The sequence below is a fragment of the Streptomyces sp. NPDC015242 genome (assembly GCF_043079125.1).
GTDB lineage: Bacteria > Actinomycetota > Actinomycetes > Streptomycetales > Streptomycetaceae > Streptomyces.
The window spans coordinates 1021612-1044004 of sequence record NZ_JBIBUF010000001.1; the positions used below are offsets into that span (position 1 = coordinate 1021612).

Here is a 22393-nt window from a genome sequence, read left to right on the forward strand (position 1 = left end):
CCCGCCGGCCCCCGGCTCCAGCCGTCAGCCGAGCGGCACCGTGACCTCGCCCGTACCGTCGGCGCTCGGTCCGCCTGCGACCTGGACGGTGAACGGCCGGGTCGTGCCCGCGGCCGTGACCCGCAGTACGTCGCCCTCGCGCCGCACCCGGAAGGTGGCGGCCGGGTCGCCGGTCAGGTCCGGCACGGTGACCTCGGCGGTGTACGGGACGGTGTCCGGCGCGGAGTGCGCGGCCGGGGTGGGCGGGTGGACGAGCAGCGTCGGGCGGTCCAGCCAGTCGCCGTCCGGCCGCTGGTCGTCGGCGGCCAGGGGCAGCACGGCGCCCTCACGGACGTACAGCGGAAGGCTGTCGTAGCCGTGCCGTTCGGTGCGCCAGGCCGGGCCGGTGACGCGCTCGCCGGTGAGGAGGTGGGTCCACGTGCCCTCGGGGAGGTAGACCTCCACCTCGCCGTCCTCGGTGAGGACGGGCGCGACCAGCAGGTCGGGGCCGAGCATGTACTGGCGGTCCAGCGGGCGGCAGGCCGGGTCCGCGGGGAACTCCAGGACCATCGGCCGCATCATCGGCATGCCCGTGCGGTGCGCCTCGGCGGCGGCCCCGTACAGGTAGGGCATCAACCGGTGCTTGAGCAGGGTGAAGCGGCGGGCGACGTCGACGGCCTCCTCACCGAACTCCCACGGCACCCGGTAGGACGACGAGCCGTGCAGGCGGCTGTGCGAGGAGAGCAGACCGAAGGCGAGCCAGCGCTTGAAGACGGACGGGTCGGGTGTCCCCTCGAAGCCGCCGATGTCGTGGCTCCAGAACCCGAAGCCGCTCAGCGACAGGGACAGACCGCCCCGCAGCGACTCGGCCATGGCCTCGAAGGAGGACCAGCAGTCGCCGCCCCAGTGCACCGGGAACTGCTGGCCGCCGGCGGTCGCCGACCGGGCGAACAGGACGGCCTCGCCCTGGCCGCGCTCCTTCTCCAGCAGTTCGAAGACGGTCCGGTTGTACAGGTGGGTGTAGTAGTTGTGCATCCGCTCCGGGTCGGAACCGTCGTGCCACACCACATCGGTGGGGATCCGCTCGCCGAAGTCGGTCTTGAAGCAGTCCACGCCCTGGTCGAGCAGCGGCTTCAGCTTCGACTGGTACCAGGCGCGGGCCTCGGGGCTGGTGAAGTCGACCAGCGCCATGCCGGCCTGCCACAGGTCCCACTGCCAGAGGTCGCCGTTCGGGCGGCGGACCAGGTGCCCGAGCTCTGCGGCCTCCTCGAACAGCGGGGACTTCTGGCCGATGTAGGGGTTGATCCACACGCTGACCCTCAGCCCCTTGTCCTTCAGCCGGGCGAGCATGCCCTCGGGGTCGGGGAACACGTCCGGGTCCCAGGCGAAGTCGCACCACTGGTACTCGCGCATCCAGAAGCAGTCGAAGTGGAAGACGGACAGCGGGATGCCGCGCTCGGCCATGCCGTCCACGAAGGAGGTGACGGTCGCCTCGTCGTAGTCGGTGGTGAACGAGGTGCTCAGCCACAGGCCGAACGACCAGGCGGGCGGCAGGGCGGGACGGCCGGTGAGGGCCGTGTAGCGGGCCAGCACGTCCTTGGGGGTGGGCCCGGCCACGACGTAGTACTCCAGCGTCTGGTCCTCGACGCTGAACTGCACCTGCCCGACCGACTCGGAGCCGATCTCGAAGGAGACCTTGCCGGGGTGGTTGACGAAGACGCCGTAGCCGCGTGAGGAGAGGTAGAAGGGGATGTTCTTGTACGCCTGCTCGCTGCTCGTGCCGCCGTCCGCCTGCCAGACGTCGACGACCTGGCCGTTCTTGACGAACGGGGTGAAGCGCTCGCCGAGGCCGTAGATCTGCTCGCCGACGCCGAGGGAGAGCCGGCCCAGCATGTGATGGGCGCCCTCGCCGGTGGTGGCGTAGGCGGTGCTCTTGGCGTCCGCCCGGGTCAGCTCCCGGCCGCCGGCGTCGCGGAAGGTGAGGGTCCAGGGGCCGGACCGGTCCAGGCGCAGGGTGAGGGGGCCGCTGGTCAGTTCCGTGACGGGCCCCTCCTGGTGCACCTCGCCGGCGCCGTCGGGCACGCCCGTGAGCGCGAAGTCGGGCCCCGGGCGGCGCCGGCCGGCGTGGTGGGTGACCCGGACGCCGATCACGCCCTCGGCGGGGGAGAAGCACTCGGCCGTGAGCAGCGGCGCGTTGAGCGTGTCGCCCCTGCGGGCCACCCGCTTCACGGAGGCATGAGCGGTGAAGCGCTTCGACTCGGCCCGTACATCACGGACCTCGGTCGCGTAGGAGAGCTGGACACCGTCGCGGACGAGCCAGAAGCCGTCGGTGAACTTCATGATCTTCCTTGGGTGAGGGCGAGGGCGGTCGGATGGGGAGGGCGGGCGTCTCGCATGGGTTTTGATCGTACACAGAACACCTGTCTCCGCCAGGGGGGAAGCCGGCCTTTTTCCTGCTCTGAACAGCAGTTATCGGGAGCGGGAGCAAGCGTTGCGGATCCGGGACCGCAGGACCGGGAACCGCCGGGGGCTAGCGCGAGGGCCGGGCCGTGACGTATTAGTCATGCCATCAAACAAAACCGACCGGCGAAGGAGCCGGCAGTGCCACAGCAAGAGCCGCGTGTTGTCGAAGCGCTTCAACTCCCACGTCGCGGACGGCCTCGCAGGGCCGTGTCGTTCGCCACCGTCACCGTCCTGGTCGCCGGGGCGGCGCTGACGGGCTGCGGACAGCAGCGCGACGCCGACGTCTACACCGTGATGAACTCCTCGACCGACGAGACCTACCACCGCTGGGATGCACAGGCGATGGCGCGGTGCGGCGAGCGGCTGGGCGTCACCATCGAGCAGCAGAGCGTCCCGGCCGCGCAGGTGATGACCAAGGCGCTGCGCATGGCCTCGTCCAAGTCGCTCCCGGACATCGTCCAGTTCGACGCCTCCGAGATGCCGACCTTCGCCGAGGCGGGCGGCCTGATCGACCTCACGACCCTCGGACTGAGCACCGACGACATCCCCCGGGGCATCGTCGACTTCGGCTCCTACGAGGGCACCTACTACGGCGCGGCCCGGTCCGTGAACACCCTCGCGCTCTTCTACAACAAGGACGTCCTCGACCGGGCGGGCGTGAAGGTGCCCACCACCTGGGCGGAACTGCGGCAGACCGCGAAGAAGCTCACCCAGGGCAAGCGCTACGGACTCGCCCTCAGCGCGGGCGGCGCCGAGGACGGCGTCTTCCAGTTCACGCCCTTCATGTGGTCCAACGGCGGCGACGAGACGGACCTGGACGGCCCGCGGGTCGTCGAGGCGCTGGACTTCTGGAAGGACCTGCTGGCGGACGGCTCCCTGTCGAAGTCCACGGTCAACTGGACTCAGGCGGACGTCAACGACCAGTTCATGGCGGGCAACGCGGCCATGATGATCAACGGGCCGTGGCAGGTGGAGACGCTCAACACCAAGAAGTCGCTGCGCTGGGGCATCGCGCAGATCCCGGTCCCCGAGCCCGGCGCGGACTCCGTCGGCCCGCTCGGCGGCGCCGTGCTCACCGTGCCCAACACCGGTGACCCGACGCGGGAGAAGACAGCCGGCCGGATCGTCGCCTGCCTGGCCGGCGAGAAGGAGCAACTCACGTACGCGCTCAACAGCTGGATGGTGCCGGCCAACTCCAAGGCCGCCGCCGTATGGCGTGAACGGGTGCCCGAACTGGACGCGCTGGCCGACCAGGTGGCCGCCGCCCGGTCCCGGACGGCGAAGCTCGGTGCCGGCTGGCCGAGCGCGTCGCTCGCCCTGCAGAGCGCCTTCCAGTCCGCCCTGACCGGCCAGTCCAGCGAGGCGGCACTCCAGCGAGCCCAGCAGCGGGCGACGAGCGGGAACTGAGGTACGCGCCCATGACCACGTCCACCGTCACCGCCCCGGCCGCCGGCCAGGAGCCCACGACGGCCGCCGCGCCGGACCCGGCCCGGCTGCGCCGCCGGCGGCGCCTCGCCCAGTGGGGGTTCGTCGCCCCCGCCGTCGTCTTCATGCTGCTCTTCTTCGGCTACCCGCTCGTCCGCAACGTCGTGATGAGCTTCCAGCACTACACGCCGAAAACGTTCTTCACCGGCGAGGCGCCGTTCAACGGCACCGACAACTGGGCCGACGTCTTCCAGGACGCCCTGTTCGGCAAGGCGCTGTGGCACACCCTGGTGTTCACCGCCGGCTCCCTGCTCGGCCAGTTCTGCATCGGCCTGGCCCTCGCGGTCTTCTTCAGCCGCCGCTTCCCCCTCAACGGGGTGCTGCGGTCGCTGATCCTGCTGCCGTGGCTGGTGCCCATGGTGGTGTCCGGCATCGTGTGGCGCCGGATCCTCGACCAGGACACCGGCGTGCTCAACTCGTTCCTGGACACGGTCGGCATCGGCGGTCACACGCCCTGGCTGACCGACCCGCAGATGGCCCTGCTGTCGGTGATCCTGGTCAACATCTGGATCGGCATCCCGTTCAACATGGTCATCCTCTACGGCGGACTCCAGGAGATCCCCAAGGAGCTGTACGAGGCGGCCTCCCTGGACGGCGCCTCCGCCTGGCGGACGTTCCGCTCCCTGACCCTGCCGCTGCTCAGGCCGGTCGTCACGGTCGTGCTGGTGCTGGGCTTCATGTCGACGGTCAAGATCCTCGACCTGATCCTCGCCCTCACCGACGGCGGTCCCGCCGACGCCACCCAGACCCTGGGCACGCTCACCTACCAGAACTCCTTCGTGCAGCTGGACTTCGGGGCGGGCGCGGTCGTCGGCAACGTACTCATCCTGATCTCCGCGGTGTTCGCGGTGTTCTACCTGCGGGCCAACCGCACCGAGGGGAAGTGACGCCCATGGCCTCCCACACGACCGCCGCCGCACGGCGCCGCTGGGGCTCCACCGCCGCCGGTGTGCTGATCCTGTGCGTCATGCTCTTCCCGCTGTACTGGATGCTCAACACGGCACTCCAGCCCGAGTCGGGGCTGCTGGAGGTCGACCCGGTACCGGACGGCCTCGATCTGTCCGGCTTCTCCAAGGCCCTCGGCGACCAGGGCGGCAACCTGCTGACCTCCCTGGCCGTCTCGCTCGGCGCGGTCGGGATCTGCCTGGCGATCGCGGCGCCGGCGGCGTACGGACTGGCACGCTTCGGGCTGCGCGGCTCGAAGACCATCGTGTTCGGCACGCTGATCACCCAGATGGTGCCGGGCATCGTCATCGCCAACGCCCTGTACAGCTCCTACGTCGACCTGGGCCTGGTCAACTCCTACTTCGGCCTGATGCTGGCGGACGCCTCGCTCGGCATCCCGTTCTCCATCGTGCTGATGCGTTCCTTCATGGTGTCGATCCCCGGCGAGGTGATCGAGGCCGCGCAGATGGACGGGGCAGGGCCGGTGCGCACGTTCCTCACGGTGGTGCTGCCCATGAGCCGCAACGCGCTGATCACCTCGGGGCTGTTCGCGTTCCTGTTCTCCTGGAGCGACTTCATGTTCGCCCTCACCCTGAACACCACCGACGACGTCAAACCCGTCACGCTGGGCATCTACCAGTACATCGGCGCGCACGTCGGCGACTGGGGCTCCGTGATGGCCGCGTCCGTGCTGTCCGCGGTGCCGGCGGCGGTCCTGCTCGTCCTCGCCCAGAAGTACATCGCTGCCGGCATCACCGGCGGTAGCGTCAAGTGACCCGCACCGACCAGGAGACGGACCAGCCCCGCATGACCGACTTCCCCTCCTTCCCGCCCGGCATCGTCTTCGGTGCCGCGACCGCCTCGTACCAGATCGAGGGCGCGGCACGGGAGGACGGCCGCGGCCCGTCCATCTGGGACACCTACAGCCACACCCCCGGCCGGACGGCGGGCGGGGACACGGGTGACGTGGCCTGCGACCACTACCACCGTTACCCGCAGGACGTGGCGCTGCTGCGGGACCTGGGCGTGCACTCCTACCGCTTCTCGATCGCCTGGCCGCGGATCGTCCCGGACGGCGGCGGCCCGGTGAACCCCAAGGGCCTCGACTTCTACGCGCGGCTGGTGGACACGTTGCTGGAGGCGGGCATCGAGCCGGCCGCCACCCTCTACCACTGGGACCTGCCGCAGGCCCTGGAGGACCGGGGCGGCTGGCGGACGCGGGAGACCGCGGAGCGGTTCGCCGCGTACACGGCCGTCGTCGCCGAGCACCTCGGGGACCGGGTGCCGCGCTGGATCACCCTCAACGAACCGTGGTGCAGCGCCTTCCTCGGTTACTCCGTCGGCCGGCACGCGCCCGGCGCGCGTGAGGGGCGGGGCGCGCTGGCCGCCGCCCACCACCTGCTCGTCGGTCACGGCCTCGCCGTGCAGGCCCTGCGCGCGGCCGGTGTGCGCGAGGCCGGCATCACGCTCAACCTCGACCGCAACCTGCCCGCCACCGGCTCCGCGGCGGACCGCGCGGCGGTGACCCGCGCGGACACCCAGCACAACCTGGTGTGGACCGAGCCGATCCTCGCCGGCCGCTACCCGGCGACCGAGGGCGAGACCTGGGGCGAACTCATCACCGGCCAGGACTTCCGGCGCGACGGCGACCTGGAACTGATCGCCCAGCCACTCGACTTCCTCGGCATCAACTACTACCGGCCGATCGTGGTCACCGACGCGCCGCACCGCGAGAGCGACCCGGCACGCCGGGTGGCGACGGACAACCGTTACGAGGAGGTCCGGTTCCCCGGCGCGCGGCACACCGCGATGGGGTGGCCGGTGGTGCCGGACTCCTTCACCGACCTGCTGGTGCGGCTCAAGGAGCAGTACGGGGACGCGCTGCCGCCCCTGTACATCACCGAGAACGGCTCCGCCGAGGACGACACGGTCGCCCCCGACGGCGCGGTGCACGACGCGGACCGGGTGGCCTACCTGCGTGACCACCTCACCGCGCTGAAGGCGGCGATGGACGCGGGCGTGGACGTGCGCGGCTACTACGTCTGGTCGCTGCTGGACAACTTCGAGTGGGCCTTCGGGTACGCCAAGCGCTTCGGGATCGTGCGGGTCGACTACGGCACCCAGCGGCGCACCCCGAAGGACAGCTACCACTGGTACCGGCGGCTGATCGCCGCCCACCGCGTCTGACGGCGAGGGGGGCCGCCGAGCGGCGGCCCCCCTCGTTCACGTCCCCGCGCTCCGCGTCCGCCGCCGCCCCGGCCTCAGGTGCCGAAGACGTACGCGGTGTAGCGCGTGACGCGGCCGATGGCCTGATGGGCCCGGACGACGGCGATGACCTCCTCCCAGGCGCCGTCGTCGAGTTCTCCCAGGCCGGGCCACCGCGCGCACAGGGCCCGCCGGCCCGCCCGGCTGGAGGCGGTGGCGGCGAAGAGGGCCGAGAGCCGGGCCGCCCTGTCGAGCACGGGAGTGGTCCAGTCGATGACCCGGTGCGTGGTGAAGCCGGCGGCCGACGCCATCCTTGGATAGCGGTCGTACGGTTCGATGTCGTCGAAGCGCCAGGCCCCGCGCACGAGGCCGCTCGGGTCCAGGTCGGTGGCCGGCTGATCCGCGCGGGACGTGACGTCCACGACGACGAGCCGCCCTCCGGGGCGCAGCAGCCGGAAGCTCTCGCCCAGGAACGCCCGGCGGCCCTCGTGGCCGAAGTGGAAGGCGGCCTCCAGGCAGTGCACCCGGTCGAAGGAACCGTCCGTCAGCGGGAGACCGGCCGCCTGCCGCGGCAGCGCGGTGGCGTCGGCGACGGCGAAGCGCACACCGGAGCGGCTGCCGAAACGGCGACGTGCCTGGTCGATCTGCGCGGGCTGGATGTCGACCCCCAGCGCCCGGCATCCTGCTGCGGCCAGCCGTGCCGTGGTGTCGCCGCGACCGCATCCGGCGTCCAGGACGAGATGTCCGGGCCGGGCGTCCAGCAACGCCAGCGACCGGCGGGCGAGACGGCGCTGGAAGGGCGCGGGTCCTGTCACGGCCACGAGCGGCACGGTGGGCAGCGTGTAGTAGCCGATGTTGGCCAGGCTGTCCCAGCCGAGGTGCCGCAGCACCCGGAACAGCACGCTGTCGTCGCCGTAGGCACGGGCGAGGTTCTCGCTGTCTCCCATGTCGGCATTCTCCGCCTCGCTCGGCTAGTCCGGGATCGGGCAGGAGAGCGGGGGGCGTAGGTCTCCCGGTACGGGGCACCTGAAGGTCTGCTCCGGACTGAGCCGTCGCGCCGTCCGGGGCTTTCATCGGTCCAGCCGGTGTCCCGGGGCGCGGTCGGCCGTCCCGGGAAAGAGGCTGGTGAGGGGAGAGGGAGCATCATGATCGTTCCGGCGGAGAAGGAACTGCGCGCCGCGCTGGCCCGGTTCGCCCACGCGCGCATCGAGCACGACGTACGCCCCACCGGCCGGACCAGCCGGGCGCTCGAGGACGCCACGTACACACTGTGCGTGATGACCGGAGCGCGCACCGCCGAGGACGCCCTTGTCGCGGCCGACGCCTTCCTCGACCAGTACGGCACGGACCGCGTGAGCGCCTCCCAGAGGGACAAGACGCTCGCCGCCTAGCGGCATCCCTGCTCGACCGTGCTGAGCCGCCGTGACGTGCGGGTGACCGGTGATCCTCGTCGCGCACGCGAGGGTTATGTGCGCGACGAGGGGATATACGCGTGCTTGTCCGGGTGGGAACGGCCTGGGGAGGCCGTACGAGGGGCGGGTAGCGCGTGGAGGAGTCGGACGTGGCGGAACAGGGTCCTCGGCCTGTGCCGGCCGGAGGTGACGTGTTCGCCGGTGACCGCGAGGTGGGCGGTGACCTGGCTCGCGTGGACTGGGCGTCCACCCCGCTCGGTCCGCCGGCCCAGTGGCCGCAGAGCCTGCAGACAGCTGTCAGCATCCTGCTGTCCTCCCGCTTCTCCATGTGGATGGCCTGGGGCGAGCAGCTGACCTTCTTCTGCAACGCCGCCTACCGGCGCGACACGCTGGGCCGCAAGTACCCGTGGGCGCTGGGACGGCCCGCGAGCGAGGTCTGGGCGGAGATCTGGGACGACATCGGCCCGCGCATCGAGACGGTGCTCCGCACGGGCGAGGCCACGTGGGACGAGGGCCTGTTGCTCTTCCTGCAGCGTTCCGGTTACAGCGAGGAGACGTACCACACCTTCTCCTACAGTCCGCTGCGTGACGACTCCGGCTCGGTGGTGGGCATGCTGTGCGTCGTCAGCGAGGACACCGACCGGGTCATCGGGGAACGGCGCATGGCCACCCTGCGGGACCTGGGCTCGGACCCGAGCGTGATCCGGACCGAGCGGGAGGTGCTGGCCTTCACCGGCCGGCAACTGGAGCGCAACCGCAGGGATCTGCCCTTCACCCTGACGTATCTCTTCGAGGAGGGCACGGCCCGGCTGTCCGCGGCCACCGGCATCCCCGCGGGCCACCCGGCCGCCCCGGCCGTCCTCCCGGTCCACGACCCGGACGCGGTGTGGCCCGCCGCGGCACTGACCAGGGGCGAGACCGTCCTGGTGCCGCTGACCGGCGGAGCCTTCGCCGACCTGCCCACCGGTGCCTGGCCGAAACCGCCCCGTGAGGCACTGGTGGTCCCGCTCGTGCAGCAGGGCAGCGCCCCCTACGGCTTCTGCGTCGCCGCGCTGAACCGCTACCGCGAGCTCGACGAGGGCTACCGGGGGTTCGTCGAGCTGACGGCCGGATACATCGCCTCCGGCATCGGCAGCGCCCGCAGCTACCAGGCCCAGCAGCGGCGGGCCGAGGAACTGGCGGAGCTGGACCGGGCCAAGACCACCTTCTTCTCCAACATCAGCCACGAGTTCCGCACCCCGCTGACGCTGATCATGGGCCCCGTCGAGGACCTGCGGGCCCGGTTCACGGACGCCGACGACGCCGTCCGGCAGGAACTGGACGTCGTGCACCGCAACGGACTGCGGCTGGGCAAGCTGGTCAACACCCTGCTCGACTTCTCCCGCATCGAGGCCGGCCGTATGCAGGCCCGCCACGAGCCGGTCGACCTGGCCGTGGTCACCGCGGAACTCGCCAGCGTCTTCCGCTCGGCGGTGGAGAAGGCCGGGCTCGCCTTCGACGTGGACTGCCCGCCCCTGGACGAGCCGGTCCACGTCGACCGCGGTATGTGGGAGAAGGTGGTGCTCAACCTGCTGAGCAACGCCCTGAAGTTCACCTTCGACGGCTCCGTCGGCGTGCGCGTGCGCCGGTCGGGCACCCACGCCGTCGTCACGGTCTCCGACACGGGAATCGGCGTGCCGGAGGCGGAGATGCCCCGGCTGTTCGAGCGTTTCCACCGCATCGAGAACGCCCGGTCCCGCTCGAACGAGGGCAGCGGCATCGGGCTCGCGCTGGTGCGGGAGCTGGTCGGCCTGCACGGCGGCTCGATCACCGCGCGGAGCCGCCAGGGCGAAGGGACCGTCTTCACCATCCGCATCCCGTTCGGGACCGCACACCTGCCGCCCGGGTCCGTGGTGTCCGAGACGAGCGGCGCCACTGTCTCCGCGACCGCCGAACCCTACGTCCAGGAGGCGCTGCGCTGGCTGCCGTCGGCCGGTGGCGCGGTGGAGGCCGGCGCAGCGGAGAGCGGCGTCGTGGACGGGGGCGTCACGCACGGGGGTGTCGCGGAAGGTGGTGTCGCGGACGGTGGTGTGCGGGTGCCGGTGCCGGGCGACGCCGAACGGGCCGTGCAGCCGGGGCGTGCCGTCAGCGGCCGGGTGCTGGTGGCCGACGACAACGCCGACATGCGCGAGTACCTCTCCCGCACCCTCACCGGCGCGGGATACGAGGTGACCGCCGTGGCGGACGGCGTCGACGCCCTGCACGCCGCCCGCCGTGACGTGCCCGACCTCGTCGTCAGCGACGTGATGATGCCCGGGCTGGACGGGCTGGGCCTGGTGGCCAGGCTGCGCGCCGACGCGCGCACGGCCGCCGTCCCCGTCGTGCTGCTGTCGGCGCGGGCCGGGCAGGAGTCCTCGATCGAGGGACTCCAGGCGGGTGCCGACGACTACCTGGTCAAGCCCTTCGCCGCCGCCGAACTGCTGGCCCGGGTGCGGGCCAACATCGAACTGGCCCGGCTGCGCGGCCATCACCTGCGCTGGCGCACCGCGCTCATCGACTCGCTGCAGGAGGCGTTCTTCGTCTGCGACGAGTCCGGAGCCGTCGTGGAGATCAACACGGCCTTCACCGACATCCTCGGCTACGGCCCCGAGGACCTGCCGTACGAACCCATCCACCCGTGGTGGCCGGACGCCGCCGCCGATCCCGAGGCGCACCGCCGCGTCGGCACGGCCTTCGCCGACCTCCTGGAGCGTGAACAGGGCTCGGCCACCGTTCCCGTCGTCCACCGGGACGGACACCGCCTGTGGGCCGCCGTCACCTGGAACAAGGCCCAGGACCCGGACACCGGACGCCGGGTCACCGTCGGCACGTTCCGCGACGTCACCGCCGAGCACTACGCCGTCCAGCGCAAGACGGCGCTGGCGGCCCTGAACACCGCGCTGTCGCAGGCATCCAGCCTTCCCGAGGCGCTCACCAGCGCCCTGGACGAGCTGAAGACCCTGTGGCGGGCACGCTGCGTGCTGGCCGCTCTCTTCGAGCGCGGCGACGTGCCGGCCCTCACGGCCACGGAGCGCGGCACGGACTGGGACGGCCTTCCCGCCGAGCGCCGGGCCGCGCTCAGCGAGCTGCGCCGGCGTCCCCCGCTCACGCCGGTCACCGAGGACACCGGCGCGGCCGTCCTGCTGGAGCACCCCCACGGACCGCTGGCCGTCTGGATCGACCTGGGCGAACACCGGCCGTTCTCCGCCGAGGACCAGGTCCTCCTGTCGCTGCTCGCCGGACGCCTCGCACAGGGCCTGGTACGAGCCCACCAGATCGACCAGCAACGCGAGACCGCCATCGCGCTGCAACGCGCCATCCTCGGCCCGGCACACCTCCCGGACGGTTTCGCCGTACGGTACGAGCCCGCCACGCGACCGCTGGAAGTGGGAGGCGACTGGTACGACACCGTCGCCCTGCCGGACGGGCGGATCGGCATCGTCGTCGGCGACTGCGTCGGACGGGGCCTGGAGGCGGCCAGCGTCATGGGCCAGCTGCGCAGCGCGTGCCGGGCGCTGATGCTGCAGGAGCCCAGCCCGGCCCGGACACTGATGGCGCTCGACCAGTTCGCCGCGAGCGTGCCCGGTGCGCTGTGCACGACCGTGTTCTGCGGGGTGTTCGACCCCGGCACGGGAGAGCTGACCTACTCCACCGCCGGGCACCCGCCGGGGATCGTGGCGCACGCCGACGGCTCGGTCCACCTGCTGGAGGAGGGACGCTCCCTGCCCCTGGCGGTCCGTCCGGGCAGCCGGCGTCCCGAGGCGCGGTGCACGCTCTCCGCGCGAGCCACGCTGCTGCTGTACACCGACGGTCTGGTGGAACGCCGCCGGCGCCCCCTCAGCACGGGGATCGACGAGGCGGGCAAAGCCCTCCAGGAGGGCCGCGACCTGCCCGTCGACGACCTCGCCACCGAGGTGATGACGCGGCTCGCGCCCGCCGGAGGCTACGACGACGACGTGGCGCTGCTGCTCTACCGCCACCCGGCGCCGCTCGACCTGTCCTTCCCGGCCGAGTCCTCCCAGCTCGCACCGGTCCGCACCGCGCTGCGCGGCTGGCTGGCCCAGTGCGAGCTGAGCCCCAACGACGTGCAGAACGTTCTCGTCGCCGCGGGGGAGGCGTGCGCCAACGCGATCGAGCACGGCCACCGGCACTCACCGGGGCAGGCCGTGCGCCTGAGCGCCGAGGCGTTCGCCGACAGCCTGCGCCTGACGGTCGCCGACACCGGCCGGTGGAAGGACCCGCAACCCGAGCCCCGAGCGCACCGCGGCCGGGGAGTGGGGCTGATGCGGGCCATGATGCAGCAGGTGACCATCACTCCCGGCCCCGCCGGCACCACGGTCGACATGCAGATGAGGATCGCCCGATGACCACTCCGCTCACCCTCACCACCGGCCGGCGTCCGGACGGTACCCCGCGCCTCACCGTCAGCGGCGAGATCGACATGAGCAACGCCGCAGCCCTCGCCGAAGCCCTCGACGCCGCTTCCGGCCCCCTCGTCGTCGACCTGACCGCGGTCGAGTACCTGGACAGTGCCGCCCTGAGCGTGCTCTTCGCCCACGCCGACCGGCTGGAGCTGACGGTCACGCCCCTGCTGGAGCCGGTCCTCGCCGTGTCCGGTCTGACCGGCCTGGCCACCGTCCACACCGTCCGCGCCGACGGCACGCCGTGACCGTCCGCTTTCCCCGCCGCCGGCCCCTGCCAGGAGTGATGACCCTCGTGCCCGACGCGCTCGACATGACCGTCCAGCACATCGACGACCGCACGGCGATCGTCGTCGTCGCCGGAGACGTGGACCTGCATACGGCCGTCTCGTTGCGCGCGTACGTCGTCGCGTTGCTGAACCGGGACGTCCGGCATCTGGTGCTGGACCTCGCGGGCGTGGAGTACGTCGACTCCTCCGGTCTCAGCACCCTCGTCGTGCTCCTGCACGCGGCCCGCGAGCACGGTGGCTCCCTCCGCGTCGCCGAGGTCCCGGAACGGCTCATGCGCATGCTGACCATGACCGGCATCTCCGAAGTGCTGCCGGTCCACAGGACGGTGACCGACGCGGTGGCCGCCGCCGGGACGGCGGACGGTTCGGCGAACGCCGCGGGCGATGCGGGTGGCACGCCCGGCTGACGCCCTCTCGGTGACGATCCGGGCGCGGGCCGTCCGGGGGGTTGTTATGACCACCGTCATGATGGATGCTGCCTCCCGGTGTTTCGTCGCCGCCGAGTACGACGAACCGGGAGGAACAGGTGAGGGACGCGAGCGTCGCGCGGACGATGTGGGAGAGGTTCGAGCCGGTCCACCAACTGGTCTACTTCAGCCCCGAGGTGCGCGAGGCCGCGGAGGGCCTCGGCCTGCGCGGCTACTGGGCGGGCTACTTCGCCCTGCGCGCGGCGCCGCTCGGCCCGGTTCCCGCCTCCGTCGTCACCAGCTGCTTCTACGTGTTCCACCCCGACCGTGCGGCGGGCGCGCTGCCGGACGCCTGGACTCTCGCCTCGCCGCAGCACGTGCTCAAGGCCCGCGAGCAGGCCATGGACGCCGCGATGACCGGGTTCTTCGGTCCGGACGTCTGCGCCTCGGACGAGCTGGCCGAGGCCGCCGATCTCGCCTGGGAGGCCGCCCGGGCCGCCGACACGGCGGGCCGGGTGCTCGGCGCGGCCAACCAGTCCCTGCCCCGCCCGGCCCAGCCCCACGTGCGACTCTGGCAGGCGGTGACCACCTTGCGCGAACACCGCGGCGACGGCCATGTCGCCGTGCTGGTGAGCCGTCGTCTGGGGCCGGTCGAGGCGTTGTCGCTCAAGAGCGCCGCGGGGGAGACGGACGCCTCCTTCCAGCGACGCGTACGTCGGTGGGACGGCGAGGAATGGCGTGCCGCGCAGGCGCGGCTGCGCGAGCGCGGCTGGATCGACGAGGACGGGCACATCACCGAGGCCGGCACGGCCGCTCACGCGCAGATGGAGGCGGAGACGGACGCGGCGGCGCTCACACCGTGGCAGGCGCTGGGCGCCGGCGCCACCGCACGCCTGGCCCGTCTGCTGGAACCGCTCGCACGACGCGTCCTGGACTCCGGCATCGTCCCGGCCGGCAACCCGGTCGGACTCACCGAGACCACCTGGGACACCGCGGGATGAGAGCGGGACTCAGTGCTCGCAGAGGGAGAATTCCCGTTCGTAGAGCTGCTCGTTGTGTTCGTCGACGAAGAACTTGCGTTCCTGCATGAGCAGTTCGCGGTACTGCCTGGCCTGTTCCAGCGTCATGGTCGACGTGGCGGACCACGGCTGCTGCGGCGGCACGTCGGAGGTCGAGACGATCCTCTCCGACGGGTCGACCAGGAAGAACGCCAGGATCTTCCGATGCCCCGGACGGGTGGGGTCCGCGAGGCGGAACGCGTCGACGCGGTGCTGCAGGACGTTGGGGAACGCCAGGCAGCGGCCCGCCGGAGTCGACGCCGACCCCAGCACCTGGTTCAGCGCGTCCTCGTCCTCCAGGCCGTACACCTCGCGCAGTCCGTTGTCGTCGTCCTGTTCGTAGCGCGGATCGTCGAGCGCCGCCCGGAACCCCAGCCGGCTCTCGGTGATGTTCTCGCTGTCCCAGTAGTAGATGCCGGTCGAGACGATCCGCTCGTTCAGCATCCCCTCGACATGCCAGGAGCCCCCCGGATACTCGGGCTTCTCCGGGGTGAGGTGGATGGTGGCGAGTTTGACGATGACCTGGAGGCGGCGCCCGCGCAGACCGACCCGGGCGGACGCGTCGGGCAGTTCGGGCGGGGTGAAGGCCGGGGCGTCCGGAACGACCGGCCGGCGGTTCTCCCACCAGTCGTCCTGGGCGGCTTCCCAGGCACGGACGGCTTCGGTGTAGGTCTCGTCGTCACTGCAGGAGGCCCGGTCCGGGTACTCCGGCTGCGCGTCGTACCAGCCGTAGGGGTCGGCTTCGATCCGCAGGGGCCGCGGATGGCGCAGATCGGTGAGCACGTTCTCCAGCAGCGGCAGCATGCGCGCGAACACCTCCGGCAGGACCAGGGCCAGTTCGCGGTGCTTGTCGGGGTGGACGTTGTTGACGTACGAGAGGAAGGTGACGTCGCCGTCGGCGCTGACCTCGGCGTCGGTGGGCAGCCACTGGAATCTCTCGGAGAACTCGTACCGCGAGTAGCGGTCCGTCGGGTTCCGCCATGTCTGCTCGGGCGCGCCGCTCACCTCCCTGACCAGGCAGAAGAGGGAGGGGTGGACCAGGTCCAGCACCTGACCGCCGGATCCGGGATGCCAGTCGCGATCCGCCTCGGGGACCTGTTCCAGCACCTTGACCGCCTCGCGCAGCCGGGACCGGAGCCCGTCGTCGATCAGCGTGTCCGACTGCCACACCCCGTCGACGGCGGAGACCTCGACGCCGGTTCGCTCGTCCCGCAGGGCGGCGTAGTGCGCGAGTTCCGCGAGGACGTAACGGACCTGCGCGTCGGTCAGGCCCTGAGCCACCGCTTCCCGGGTCCACCGCGCGACGATGCCGGGATCGTGCATCTTGTCGAACCATCCCGGCTTCGACCGGATGTGCGCGCTGCACCGCATCATCTGCAGCTCCCCCAGCGTGCGGGGCGCCGCGAGCGCTATCGAACGTGACGCATGAAAGGGCAGGGGGAAAGCAGACAAGGCGGCCGGTTCCTCTGGTGTGACGAGTCGTTGTGCGGTGGCCGGAAGGATACGTGCGTGATCAGCTGATCGGCCAGGCGGGCGGCCGATCAGCTGACGACCCGTCAAACGGACGCGTGCTGGGAGCCGGTCACGGCAGGGTAGTCCGTGTATCCCTCGGCGCCACCCGCGTAGTACGTGTCCCGGTCACCGGCGGCCAGGGGATGGCCGTGGGCGAAGCGCTCGACGAGGTCCGGGTTGGCGATGAAGGGGGCGCCGAAGGACACCGCGTCGGCCAGCCCCCGTTCCAGGATCTCGTTGCCGCTCGCCTGCGTGAAGCCGAGGTTGGCGATCACGGAACCGCGGTAGTGGGCGCGGAAGCGGGTGAACGCGGTGAGGGTGTCGTCGGTGCCCGAGCCGGGTTCCGGCCCCAGCAGGTGGAGATAGGCCAGCTCGGTGTCGCCGAGGCGTTCGAGGAGCAGGTCGTAGTCGGCCAGCACCTCGGCGTCCGCGGTGAAGGCCGGCTCGCTGCGCCAGTAGGGGGAGAGCTTGACGCCGACGCGATCGCCGCCCCACACGCTGCTGACCGCGTCCACGATGTCGAGCAGGAACCGGGCCCGCTTGTCACTGCTGCCGCCGTAGGCGTCGGTGCGCCGGTTGAGGCGGGGGTTGAGGAACTGGGCCACGAGGTGGGACGCCTGCGCGTGGATCTCCAGGCCGTCGAAGCCGGCGCGCAGTGCGTTGGCGGCGGCCTGCCGGTAGCTGTCGATCGTGGTGGCGATCTCCGCCGCGGTCAGGGCGCGGGGCGTGACCGTCTCCTTGGGGCCGTCGGGAGTGAACGACATCTCCTGGGGGTTGACCGCCGAGGGGCCGGCGGGGAGCCTGCCGCCGAGGTGGTCGGGATGGGAGACGGCGCCGACGTGGCCGATCTGCGAGACGATCCTGCCTCCGGCGGCGTGCACGGACGCGGTGACCTCGGCCCAGGCGGCGGTCTGGGCTTCCGTGTAGATGCCGGGGACGTGGATGAAGCCGATCGCGTCCGGACTGACCCAGGTTCCCTCGCTGACGATCAGGCCGGCACTGGCGCGCTGCGTGTAGTAGGTGGCGTGCAGGGCGGTGGGGGCCAGTTCCGCGTTGGCGGCACGGGAGCGCGTCATGGGGGCCATGACGACGCGGTTGGGCAGTTCGAGCGCGCCCAGCCGAACGGGCTGGAGGAGGGGCTGGGTGCCGGATGCCGAAGTCGGGTCGGACATGAGGGTCTCTTTCGTGGAGGAAGGTGGGTGCTCCCCGCGTTGCGGGGAGCACGGGCAGGGGGTGGGATCAGTCCTGCTTGAGGGCGTGGAGTCCGGACAGGGGGCCGCCTAGCTGGATGAGGCGGCCGCCCTCGCGCAGCGTTCCGAGGTCGACGGGTGCGAAGCCGAACTGTGCGGTGAGGGCCACCACGGTGTTCTTGGCGTCCGTGTCGTCGCCGGCCAGGAACAGCACCTGACGCCCGGCCTCGTGGCGGGGATCGGGAGCGATGAACTGCGCGAAGAGGGCGTTGAAGGCCTTGACCACGCGCGCGCCGGGAAGCAGGGAGGCGACGTATTCGCTTCCGGTGAGATCCCCCAGCTCGGCGATCCGCGCGTCCGGGGGAGGGGAGGCGAACTGGTTGGTGGCGTCGATGACGATGGTCCCGTCCAGGGGCGGGAGTTGTGCGGCGACCTCGGGGACCTGCGGCCAGCCCACCGCGAGGACGACGAGGTCCGCGGCGGCGGCCTCGGCGGGAGTCGCGGCTGTCGCGCCTGCGCCCAGGTCCCGCACCAGCGCAGCCAGGGAGCCGGGACCCCGGCTGTTGCTGAGCACGACTTCGTGGCCGTGCCGGATCGCGTGCCGGGCGATGGCCTGGGCGACGGTTCCGGCGCCGAGCGTTCCGATCCTCATCAGGCGGCCCCCCGCCCGGCTCGGGGCGCCTGCGATGTGGTGAGCAGGACGGTTCCGGTCTTGGCCGGGCGGCGGGCGTGTTCGACGGCTGCCCTGAAGTCGGCCAAGTCGTAGGTGGCCGCGACCTCCAGCAGGTCCGGCGTGTTCCGCGCCAGGTCCAGCGCGAAGGCGACGTCCTGGGCGCGTTCCTCCGGGGTGCGGCTCGGCCAGTGCAGCACGCTGACGCCCCGCACGGTCAGCGCCCGTCCGATGAGGGGCAGCCGCTCCAACGGGGTGGTGCCGGTGCCCAGTTGCCCGTAGGAGATGAGGGTGCCGCCCTCGGCCAGCAACTCGGCGAGGTCCCGGGTCATGGCTCCGCCGACGCAGTCGAGGACGACCCGAACGCCCCGGTCGCCGGCGTGGTGGCGGACCTGCTCCCGCCAGTCGTCGTCGCAGGTCGCGATGGTGGGCAGCGTGGGGTGCAGTTCTCGCATCCTCTGGGCACCGGCCGCGCTGCGTACGAGGTTGATCAGGGGCAGGCCGTGCCGGATCGCGCCCGCGCTGACCAGCCGGCCGACGGACGAACCGGCGGCGGTCTGGAGCACGGCGCCTTCCTCACCGCCGAGGGCGCTGTCCACCGCTCGGTACAGCATGCGCAGTGTCAGTGGGTTGACCAGCATCAGGGCCGCGGTCTCGTCGCTGATCCCGTCCGGCACCGGCACGGCCAGGTGCTCGGCGACGACGACGTAGTCGGCCCACGTCCCGGGCGCGGGGAAGACCGCCACGCGCCGGCCGGGACGCAGCGCGCGCACGTCCGGCCCGACGCTCTCGACGACCCCCATTCCCTCCACTCCGGGAGTCCGGACCTCCGGCTGATCGTCCGGGAAACCCGGCATCCCCTCCACGCCGGCCAGGTCGCCCGGATGAACGGGCCGGACCAGCAGGCGAACCAGGACCTGCCCGGGGCCGGGACGCGGGCACTCGGGCTCCTCCCTCAGTGTGAGCACCTGCGCGGGATCTCCCTGCCGGGTGTGCACGACGGTGCGCATGGTCCCTCCAGTCATTTAATAATGATGAGCAACATCAAAGTAATGATGAGGGGTAACCTTGAAAAGGTCAATCAGAGCCGAGACGGGGAGGCGGGCATGCCGCGGATCACGAAGGAAGAGAAGGCCAGGAACCGGCAGAACATCGTCGAGGCGGCCGGGCGCATGTTCCGTGCCCAGGGCATCGACGCCGTCGGGATCGCGGACCTGATGAAGGAAGCGGGCCTGACCCACGGCGGCTTCTACAACCACTTCGCGTCCAAGGACGACCTGGCCGCCGAGGTGTGCAACGCCTCCTTCGCGGCGTCGCTGGGCGTCCTGGAGGAGGCCGTGGGCGGAGGGGACGGTCCCGCGGGCTCACCGCTGAGGCGGGTGGTGGACGACTATCTCTCGGCCGCCCACCGCGACGCGGCGGACGGCGGTTGCCCCTCCGCGTCCCTGGTCACCGACGCCGGGCGGCACAACGACACCATCCAGCGCTCGTACGCGGCCGGCGTGGAGGGGTACCTCAGGGGCTTCGCCGCGGAACTCGCCCGGGAACAGGACGGGGAGATCACCTCGCGGCAGGCGCGGGACCGGGCGGTGCTGCTGCTCAGCAGGCTGGTCGGGGCGATGGTGCTCGCCCGCGCGGTGCGTGACGTGCAGCCCGAACTGTCCGACGAGATCCTGCGGACCTGCCGCGCTCACGCACTCGACTACTGATGGATCACTGATCGACCGCTTGCCGGAGGTGCCGGCTCGCCGGCCGCAGCTTGTTCAGCCGACGGAGAGCGAGGGCGGCGACTGCTTCGGTGGACAGGGCGGATGCGGGGCGGCGATGTTCTCGCGCCGGTGGGTCACCGGAGAGGTGCCCGGGACCGGGATTGGGACCCGGGCCGGGATCAGGACCAAGACCGCGACGGGCACCGCGTCCTGGACGCAGATCCTGTACCCAGATCCTGGACGCGCGCCGGCTCGGCCCGGCCGACGACGCCACCGCGGTGACCGCGGCCCAACTCCGTGACGCCGTCGGACGGCTCCCCGTCGCGGACCGGCAACCGGGCCAGCATCTCCTCGTACGACCACCGCCGGCCCGAGGCGCCGACCTCGACGAACTCCGGGTCCAGCAGCCGTCCGACCTCCGCCCGCGACGTCCGCACTCACTCGCTCGTCCGCACTCACTCGCTTCAGCACGCATCTCTGCATCATCGCGTGTCCGCACACCTCGCGGCGGCGGCGATGAGCCTAGGTACCGGCGGCGCTTCCGGCCAAAAGGCGTGTCTAGGCGGCTCGGTGCTCCTTGCGACCGCCGCTCGGAGAGTGCTGCCGCCGGACGCGTCGGGCCTGACCGCGGGGGAGGAGGTCACTCAACCGGACTGCAAGTGTTGAAGCTTCACGCGTGACAAGAGAGCCGCGATCGAAGGCTCGCCACGGATGCGAGCGCCGCGGACCTGCAAGAGCGAACCCGTCCGAATGCCACCGCCCTGCCTTGCTCGCGCTCCGGGGTGCTGGAACCTTCACTTCTTGAACTCACTCCGCATCCCGACGCGGCGGTGAGTGCGATCCCTTGAACACCATCGTCGGCAACTGAGGAGAAGCGTCATGCGGAACAGGATGAAGGCTTCGGCACTCATAGCGGTACCCGTCGCAGCTTTGTCCCACGTGCTCACCCTGGCCGGTCCGGCATCCGCGGAGCCCGCGATCACCGAGCCGGCTCCGTCCTGCGTCGAGATGTACGAGAGCTGGCGGTACACCGACGCCGCCAACAACTGCCCTGACACGCTGAGCATCACGGTTCTCTACCAGGACGGCGCGACGAGCGGATGCTCCACCCTGCCGCCGGGCGCTCGCGCCACCGTCGGTGAGGGGTACCTCGGTCAGCACGGTCGCGCCGATCACCTCGTCCTGTGCGGAACACACTGACGGGGCCGCCCATGGCACGGGGGTGGAGCTTGCATCCCCACACGCAACCTGTTGAGTTCTCCTGATCTCCGGCCGGCGGGCAGCCCGTAGGGTACGAGGCATGACGCTGCAACTTGTTCAGGTGAACTTCAAGGCCCGGGACGAAGTGGCACTCGGCGAGTTCTGGGCCGCGGCGCTGGGCTGGAACCTGTCCAGCGAAGGCCCCGGAGTGATCAATCTGGAGCCTGCGGGTTTTGACTGGCCGGATCCGTCCGCCGTGTGTGTGGATCTCGTCCGTGTCCCGGACCCGGAGACGGTGAGGTACCGCGTGCACCTGGAGCTCGCCACCACCTCCGCCGCCCACCAGGCGGAGCTGGTCGCGCGTCTGACGGACCTCGGGGCGACGCCCGTCCAGGTGGACCAGGGCGATGTGCCGTGGGTGACGCTGACCGACCCGGAAGGCAACGCGTTCAGCGTGCTGGAGCCTCGGGAGCTCTACCGCGACACCGGGCCCGTCGCCGCCGTGGTCGTCGACTGCGCCGACCCGCGGGCCATGGTCCGGTTCTGGGGCGAGGCGATCGACTGGACCGTCCACGAACTGACCGACGACCGCGCCCTGTTGCGCTCGATCAAGGGCGTCGGTCCGTACCTGGAGTTCCGTCGTACGCCGGAGGACCGGCTCGTACCGAGCCGGATCCATCTCGACGTCAGGCCCGACCCCGTCGAGGACCAGGCCAAGGAGGTCGCCCGGCTCGAAGGCCTCGGCGCGACCCGGGCCGATGTGGGCCAGGGGGACGTCCCGTGGATCGTCCTGGCCGACCCGGAGGGCAACGAGTTCTGCGTCCTCGGACAGCACTGACGCGTAGGACCGCCTCTCCTGTGGGCGTGCGGGTCGAGCACGACGTCAGGTGGGGTGTGGTGGGGTGTGGTGGATGCACGCCCGCGTCCACCCCCGGTGCGTGCGGTCCGGATCCGGGGGCAGACGCGAGTCGAGACGTGCAGGAGGAGGCGGGCCCGTCCGCGGTGCGGCCGGGGCAGTCTCGCGGGGAGTGGGAGGTGCGGATCGTCGTGGGGATCGTGATCTTATGCGTCCTGGCGGTGGTGGGACTCGTCCAGGTGATCCGGCCGGACGTGCTGTGGAGGATCAACCGGCCGCTGCAGAAGCCGTTCGTGAAGGACTACGACGCTACGGAGCCCTCGGCGAAGGGCTATGCGCTGATGCGCGTGACCGGCGTCATCTTCCTGGCCGTCGTGGCCTGGATGATCGTCCGGCAGGCCTCCTGAGGTCCTGACCGAACACGAGAGCCTGTCCGTGCGGCGGCACGCCGCGGCCGTGGGGGGGGGGGGGGGGGGGGCCCCCGCCCCCCCCCCCCCCCACCGGGAATGCAGCGGGTGTGTGGGGGGGGGGGGGCCCGCGGGGGCCGGCCAACCCCCCCCCCCCGCGGGCGGC

19 protein-coding genes and 1 pseudogene are annotated in these 22393 nt (G+C 71.6%); 13 read left to right on the plus strand and 7 right to left on the minus strand.

Translation table 11 applies throughout. From position 1 onward, the window contains the following. Positions 1-24 precede the first annotated feature (24 nt). Complete coding sequence (gene yicI / locus ACF07N_RS04575; protein WP_392108265.1) at positions 25-2319, minus strand: alpha-xylosidase; 2295 nt, start codon at positions 2317-2319, stop codon at positions 25-27. A gap of 261 nt (positions 2320-2580) precedes the next feature. On the opposite strand from yicI, the gene ACF07N_RS04580 reads away from it, so the two are divergent. From ACF07N_RS04580 to ACF07N_RS04595, 4 genes are read left to right on the plus strand one after another with little or no spacing between them, the layout of a single operon-like run. Beyond that, entirely contained in the window at positions 2581-3849 is a 1269-nt protein-coding gene (locus ACF07N_RS04580; protein ID WP_392108268.1) for an ABC transporter substrate-binding protein, read from the plus strand. A gap of 11 nt (positions 3850-3860) precedes the next feature. Next, positions 3861-4814 carry a carbohydrate ABC transporter permease gene (locus tag ACF07N_RS04585; protein ID WP_392108271.1) on the plus strand — a complete coding sequence of 318 codons (954 nt, stop codon included), beginning with the start codon at positions 3861-3863 and terminating at the stop codon, positions 4812-4814. A gap of 5 nt (positions 4815-4819) precedes the next feature. Continuing rightward, positions 4820-5647, plus strand: a complete 828-nt coding sequence (locus tag ACF07N_RS04590) for a carbohydrate ABC transporter permease (RefSeq protein ID WP_392108274.1) — start codon at positions 4820-4822, stop codon at positions 5645-5647. Positions 5648-5679: 32 nt separating this feature from the next. Further along, positions 5680-7059: a GH1 family beta-glucosidase gene (locus tag ACF07N_RS04595; protein WP_392108793.1), complete on the plus strand. Its 1380-nt coding sequence runs from the start codon at positions 5680-5682 to the stop codon at positions 7057-7059. Between the two features lie 74 nt (positions 7060-7133). On the opposite strand, the gene ACF07N_RS04600 is transcribed toward ACF07N_RS04595, so the two are convergent. Then, positions 7134-8024: an SAM-dependent methyltransferase gene (locus ACF07N_RS04600; RefSeq protein WP_392108277.1), complete on the minus strand. Its 891-nt coding sequence runs from the start codon at positions 8022-8024 to the stop codon at positions 7134-7136. Between the two features lie 198 nt (positions 8025-8222). On the opposite strand from ACF07N_RS04600, the gene ACF07N_RS04605 reads away from it, so the two are divergent. The 5 genes from ACF07N_RS04605 to ACF07N_RS04625 all read left to right on the plus strand — a co-directional run bounded on the left by ACF07N_RS04605 (position 8223) and on the right by ACF07N_RS04625 (position 14626). Next, the gene (locus ACF07N_RS04605; protein ID WP_392108280.1) at positions 8223-8468 is read left to right on the plus strand and encodes a DUF5133 domain-containing protein; all 246 of its coding nucleotides are present in this window, start codon (positions 8223-8225) and stop codon (positions 8466-8468) included. 212 nt (positions 8469-8680) lie between these two features. After that, positions 8681-12874 carry a SpoIIE family protein phosphatase gene (locus tag ACF07N_RS04610; protein ID WP_392108283.1) on the plus strand — a complete coding sequence of 1398 codons (4194 nt, stop codon included), beginning with the start codon at positions 8681-8683 and terminating at the stop codon, positions 12872-12874. Further along, on the plus strand, positions 12871-13176 hold the full coding sequence (locus ACF07N_RS04615; RefSeq protein ID WP_383336197.1) for an STAS domain-containing protein: 306 nt from the start codon (positions 12871-12873) through the stop codon (positions 13174-13176). Before ACF07N_RS04610 ends, ACF07N_RS04615 begins: the two co-directional genes overlap by 4 nt. 38 nt (positions 13177-13214) lie before the next feature. Then, on the plus strand, positions 13215-13625 hold the full coding sequence (locus ACF07N_RS04620) for an STAS domain-containing protein (protein WP_383336198.1): 411 nt from the start codon (positions 13215-13217) through the stop codon (positions 13623-13625). A gap of 119 nt (positions 13626-13744) precedes the next feature. Further along, a complete protein-coding gene (locus ACF07N_RS04625) occupies positions 13745-14626 on the plus strand; it encodes a hypothetical protein (protein WP_392108286.1) in 882 nt (293 codons plus the stop codon). Between the two features lie 9 nt (positions 14627-14635). On the opposite strand, the gene ACF07N_RS04630 is transcribed toward ACF07N_RS04625, so the two are convergent. The 4 genes from ACF07N_RS04630 to ACF07N_RS04645 all read right to left on the minus strand — a co-directional run bounded on the left by ACF07N_RS04630 (position 14636) and on the right by ACF07N_RS04645 (position 19080). Then, positions 14636-16135 carry a DUF4246 domain-containing protein gene (locus tag ACF07N_RS04630; RefSeq protein ID WP_392108289.1) on the minus strand — a complete coding sequence of 500 codons (1500 nt, stop codon included), beginning with the start codon at positions 16133-16135 and terminating at the stop codon, positions 14636-14638. Positions 16136-16239: 104 nt separating this feature from the next. Continuing rightward, positions 16240-17367, minus strand: a complete 1128-nt coding sequence (locus tag ACF07N_RS04635) for an alkene reductase (RefSeq protein ID WP_392108292.1) — start codon at positions 17365-17367, stop codon at positions 16240-16242. 67 nt (positions 17368-17434) lie between these two features. Beyond that, positions 17435-18037 carry an NADPH-dependent F420 reductase gene (locus ACF07N_RS04640; protein WP_383344167.1) on the minus strand — a complete coding sequence of 201 codons (603 nt, stop codon included), beginning with the start codon at positions 18035-18037 and terminating at the stop codon, positions 17435-17437. Further along, the gene (locus tag ACF07N_RS04645) at positions 18037-19080 is read right to left on the minus strand and encodes a zinc-binding dehydrogenase (RefSeq protein ID WP_392108295.1); all 1044 of its coding nucleotides are present in this window, start codon (positions 19078-19080) and stop codon (positions 18037-18039) included. The genes ACF07N_RS04640 and ACF07N_RS04645 overlap by 1 nt, the downstream gene beginning before the upstream one ends. Before the next feature lie 81 nt (positions 19081-19161). Between ACF07N_RS04645 and ACF07N_RS04650 the strand changes: the two genes are divergently transcribed. Beyond that, positions 19162-19764 (plus strand): TetR/AcrR family transcriptional regulator, encoded by a 603-nt coding sequence (locus ACF07N_RS04650; RefSeq protein WP_392108298.1) that lies wholly within the window; start codon positions 19162-19164, stop codon positions 19762-19764. Positions 19765-20093: 329 nt separating this feature from the next. On the opposite strand, the pseudogene ACF07N_RS04655 reads toward ACF07N_RS04650, so the two are convergent. Next, a pseudogene (locus tag ACF07N_RS04655) lies at positions 20094-20201 on the minus strand (DUF4440 domain-containing protein); the annotation flags it as partial. Between the two features lie 442 nt (positions 20202-20643). Between ACF07N_RS04655 and ACF07N_RS04660 the strand changes: the two are divergent. The 3 genes from ACF07N_RS04660 to ACF07N_RS04670 all read left to right on the plus strand — a co-directional run bounded on the left by ACF07N_RS04660 (position 20644) and on the right by ACF07N_RS04670 (position 22227). Continuing rightward, the gene (locus ACF07N_RS04660; protein WP_392108301.1) at positions 20644-20964 is read left to right on the plus strand and encodes an alpha-amylase; all 321 of its coding nucleotides are present in this window, start codon (positions 20644-20646) and stop codon (positions 20962-20964) included. A 100-nt stretch (positions 20965-21064) separates the two neighbouring features. Next, positions 21065-21802, plus strand: a complete 738-nt coding sequence (locus tag ACF07N_RS04665; RefSeq protein ID WP_392108304.1) for a VOC family protein — start codon at positions 21065-21067, stop codon at positions 21800-21802. A 197-nt stretch (positions 21803-21999) separates the two neighbouring features. Further along, complete coding sequence (locus tag ACF07N_RS04670; RefSeq protein ID WP_392108307.1) at positions 22000-22227, plus strand: DUF6199 family natural product biosynthesis protein; 228 nt, start codon at positions 22000-22002, stop codon at positions 22225-22227. The last annotated feature ends 166 nt before the right edge of the window (positions 22228-22393 follow it).

Coding starts and splice junctions, on each gene's coding strand:
- ACF07N_RS04585 (WP_392108271.1), top strand. CDS start 3,861: ATGACCACGTCCACCGTCACCGCCCCGGCCGCCGGCCAGGAGCCCACG.
- ACF07N_RS04600 (WP_392108277.1), bottom strand. CDS start 8,024: ATGGGAGACAGCGAGAACCTCGCCCGTGCCTACGGCGACGACAGCGTG.
- ACF07N_RS04635 (WP_392108292.1), bottom strand. CDS start 17,367: ATGTCCGACCCGACTTCGGCATCCGGCACCCAGCCCCTCCTCCAGCCC.
- ACF07N_RS04605 (WP_392108280.1), top strand. CDS start 8,223: ATGATCGTTCCGGCGGAGAAGGAACTGCGCGCCGCGCTGGCCCGGTTC.
- yicI (WP_392108265.1), bottom strand. CDS start 2,319: ATGAAGTTCACCGACGGCTTCTGGCTCGTCCGCGACGGTGTCCAGCTC.
- ACF07N_RS04660 (WP_392108301.1), top strand. CDS start 20,644: ATGCGGAACAGGATGAAGGCTTCGGCACTCATAGCGGTACCCGTCGCA.
- ACF07N_RS04615 (WP_383336197.1), top strand. CDS start 12,871: ATGACCACTCCGCTCACCCTCACCACCGGCCGGCGTCCGGACGGTACC.
- ACF07N_RS04645 (WP_392108295.1), bottom strand. CDS start 19,080: ATGACTGGAGGGACCATGCGCACCGTCGTGCACACCCGGCAGGGAGAT.
- ACF07N_RS04620 (WP_383336198.1), top strand. CDS start 13,215: ATGACCCTCGTGCCCGACGCGCTCGACATGACCGTCCAGCACATCGAC.
- ACF07N_RS04595 (WP_392108793.1), top strand. CDS start 5,680: ATGACCGACTTCCCCTCCTTCCCGCCCGGCATCGTCTTCGGTGCCGCG.
- ACF07N_RS04590 (WP_392108274.1), top strand. CDS start 4,820: ATGGCCTCCCACACGACCGCCGCCGCACGGCGCCGCTGGGGCTCCACC.
- ACF07N_RS04650 (WP_392108298.1), top strand. CDS start 19,162: ATGCCGCGGATCACGAAGGAAGAGAAGGCCAGGAACCGGCAGAACATC.
- ACF07N_RS04665 (WP_392108304.1), top strand. CDS start 21,065: ATGACGCTGCAACTTGTTCAGGTGAACTTCAAGGCCCGGGACGAAGTG.
- ACF07N_RS04640 (WP_383344167.1), bottom strand. CDS start 18,037: ATGAGGATCGGAACGCTCGGCGCCGGAACCGTCGCCCAGGCCATCGCC.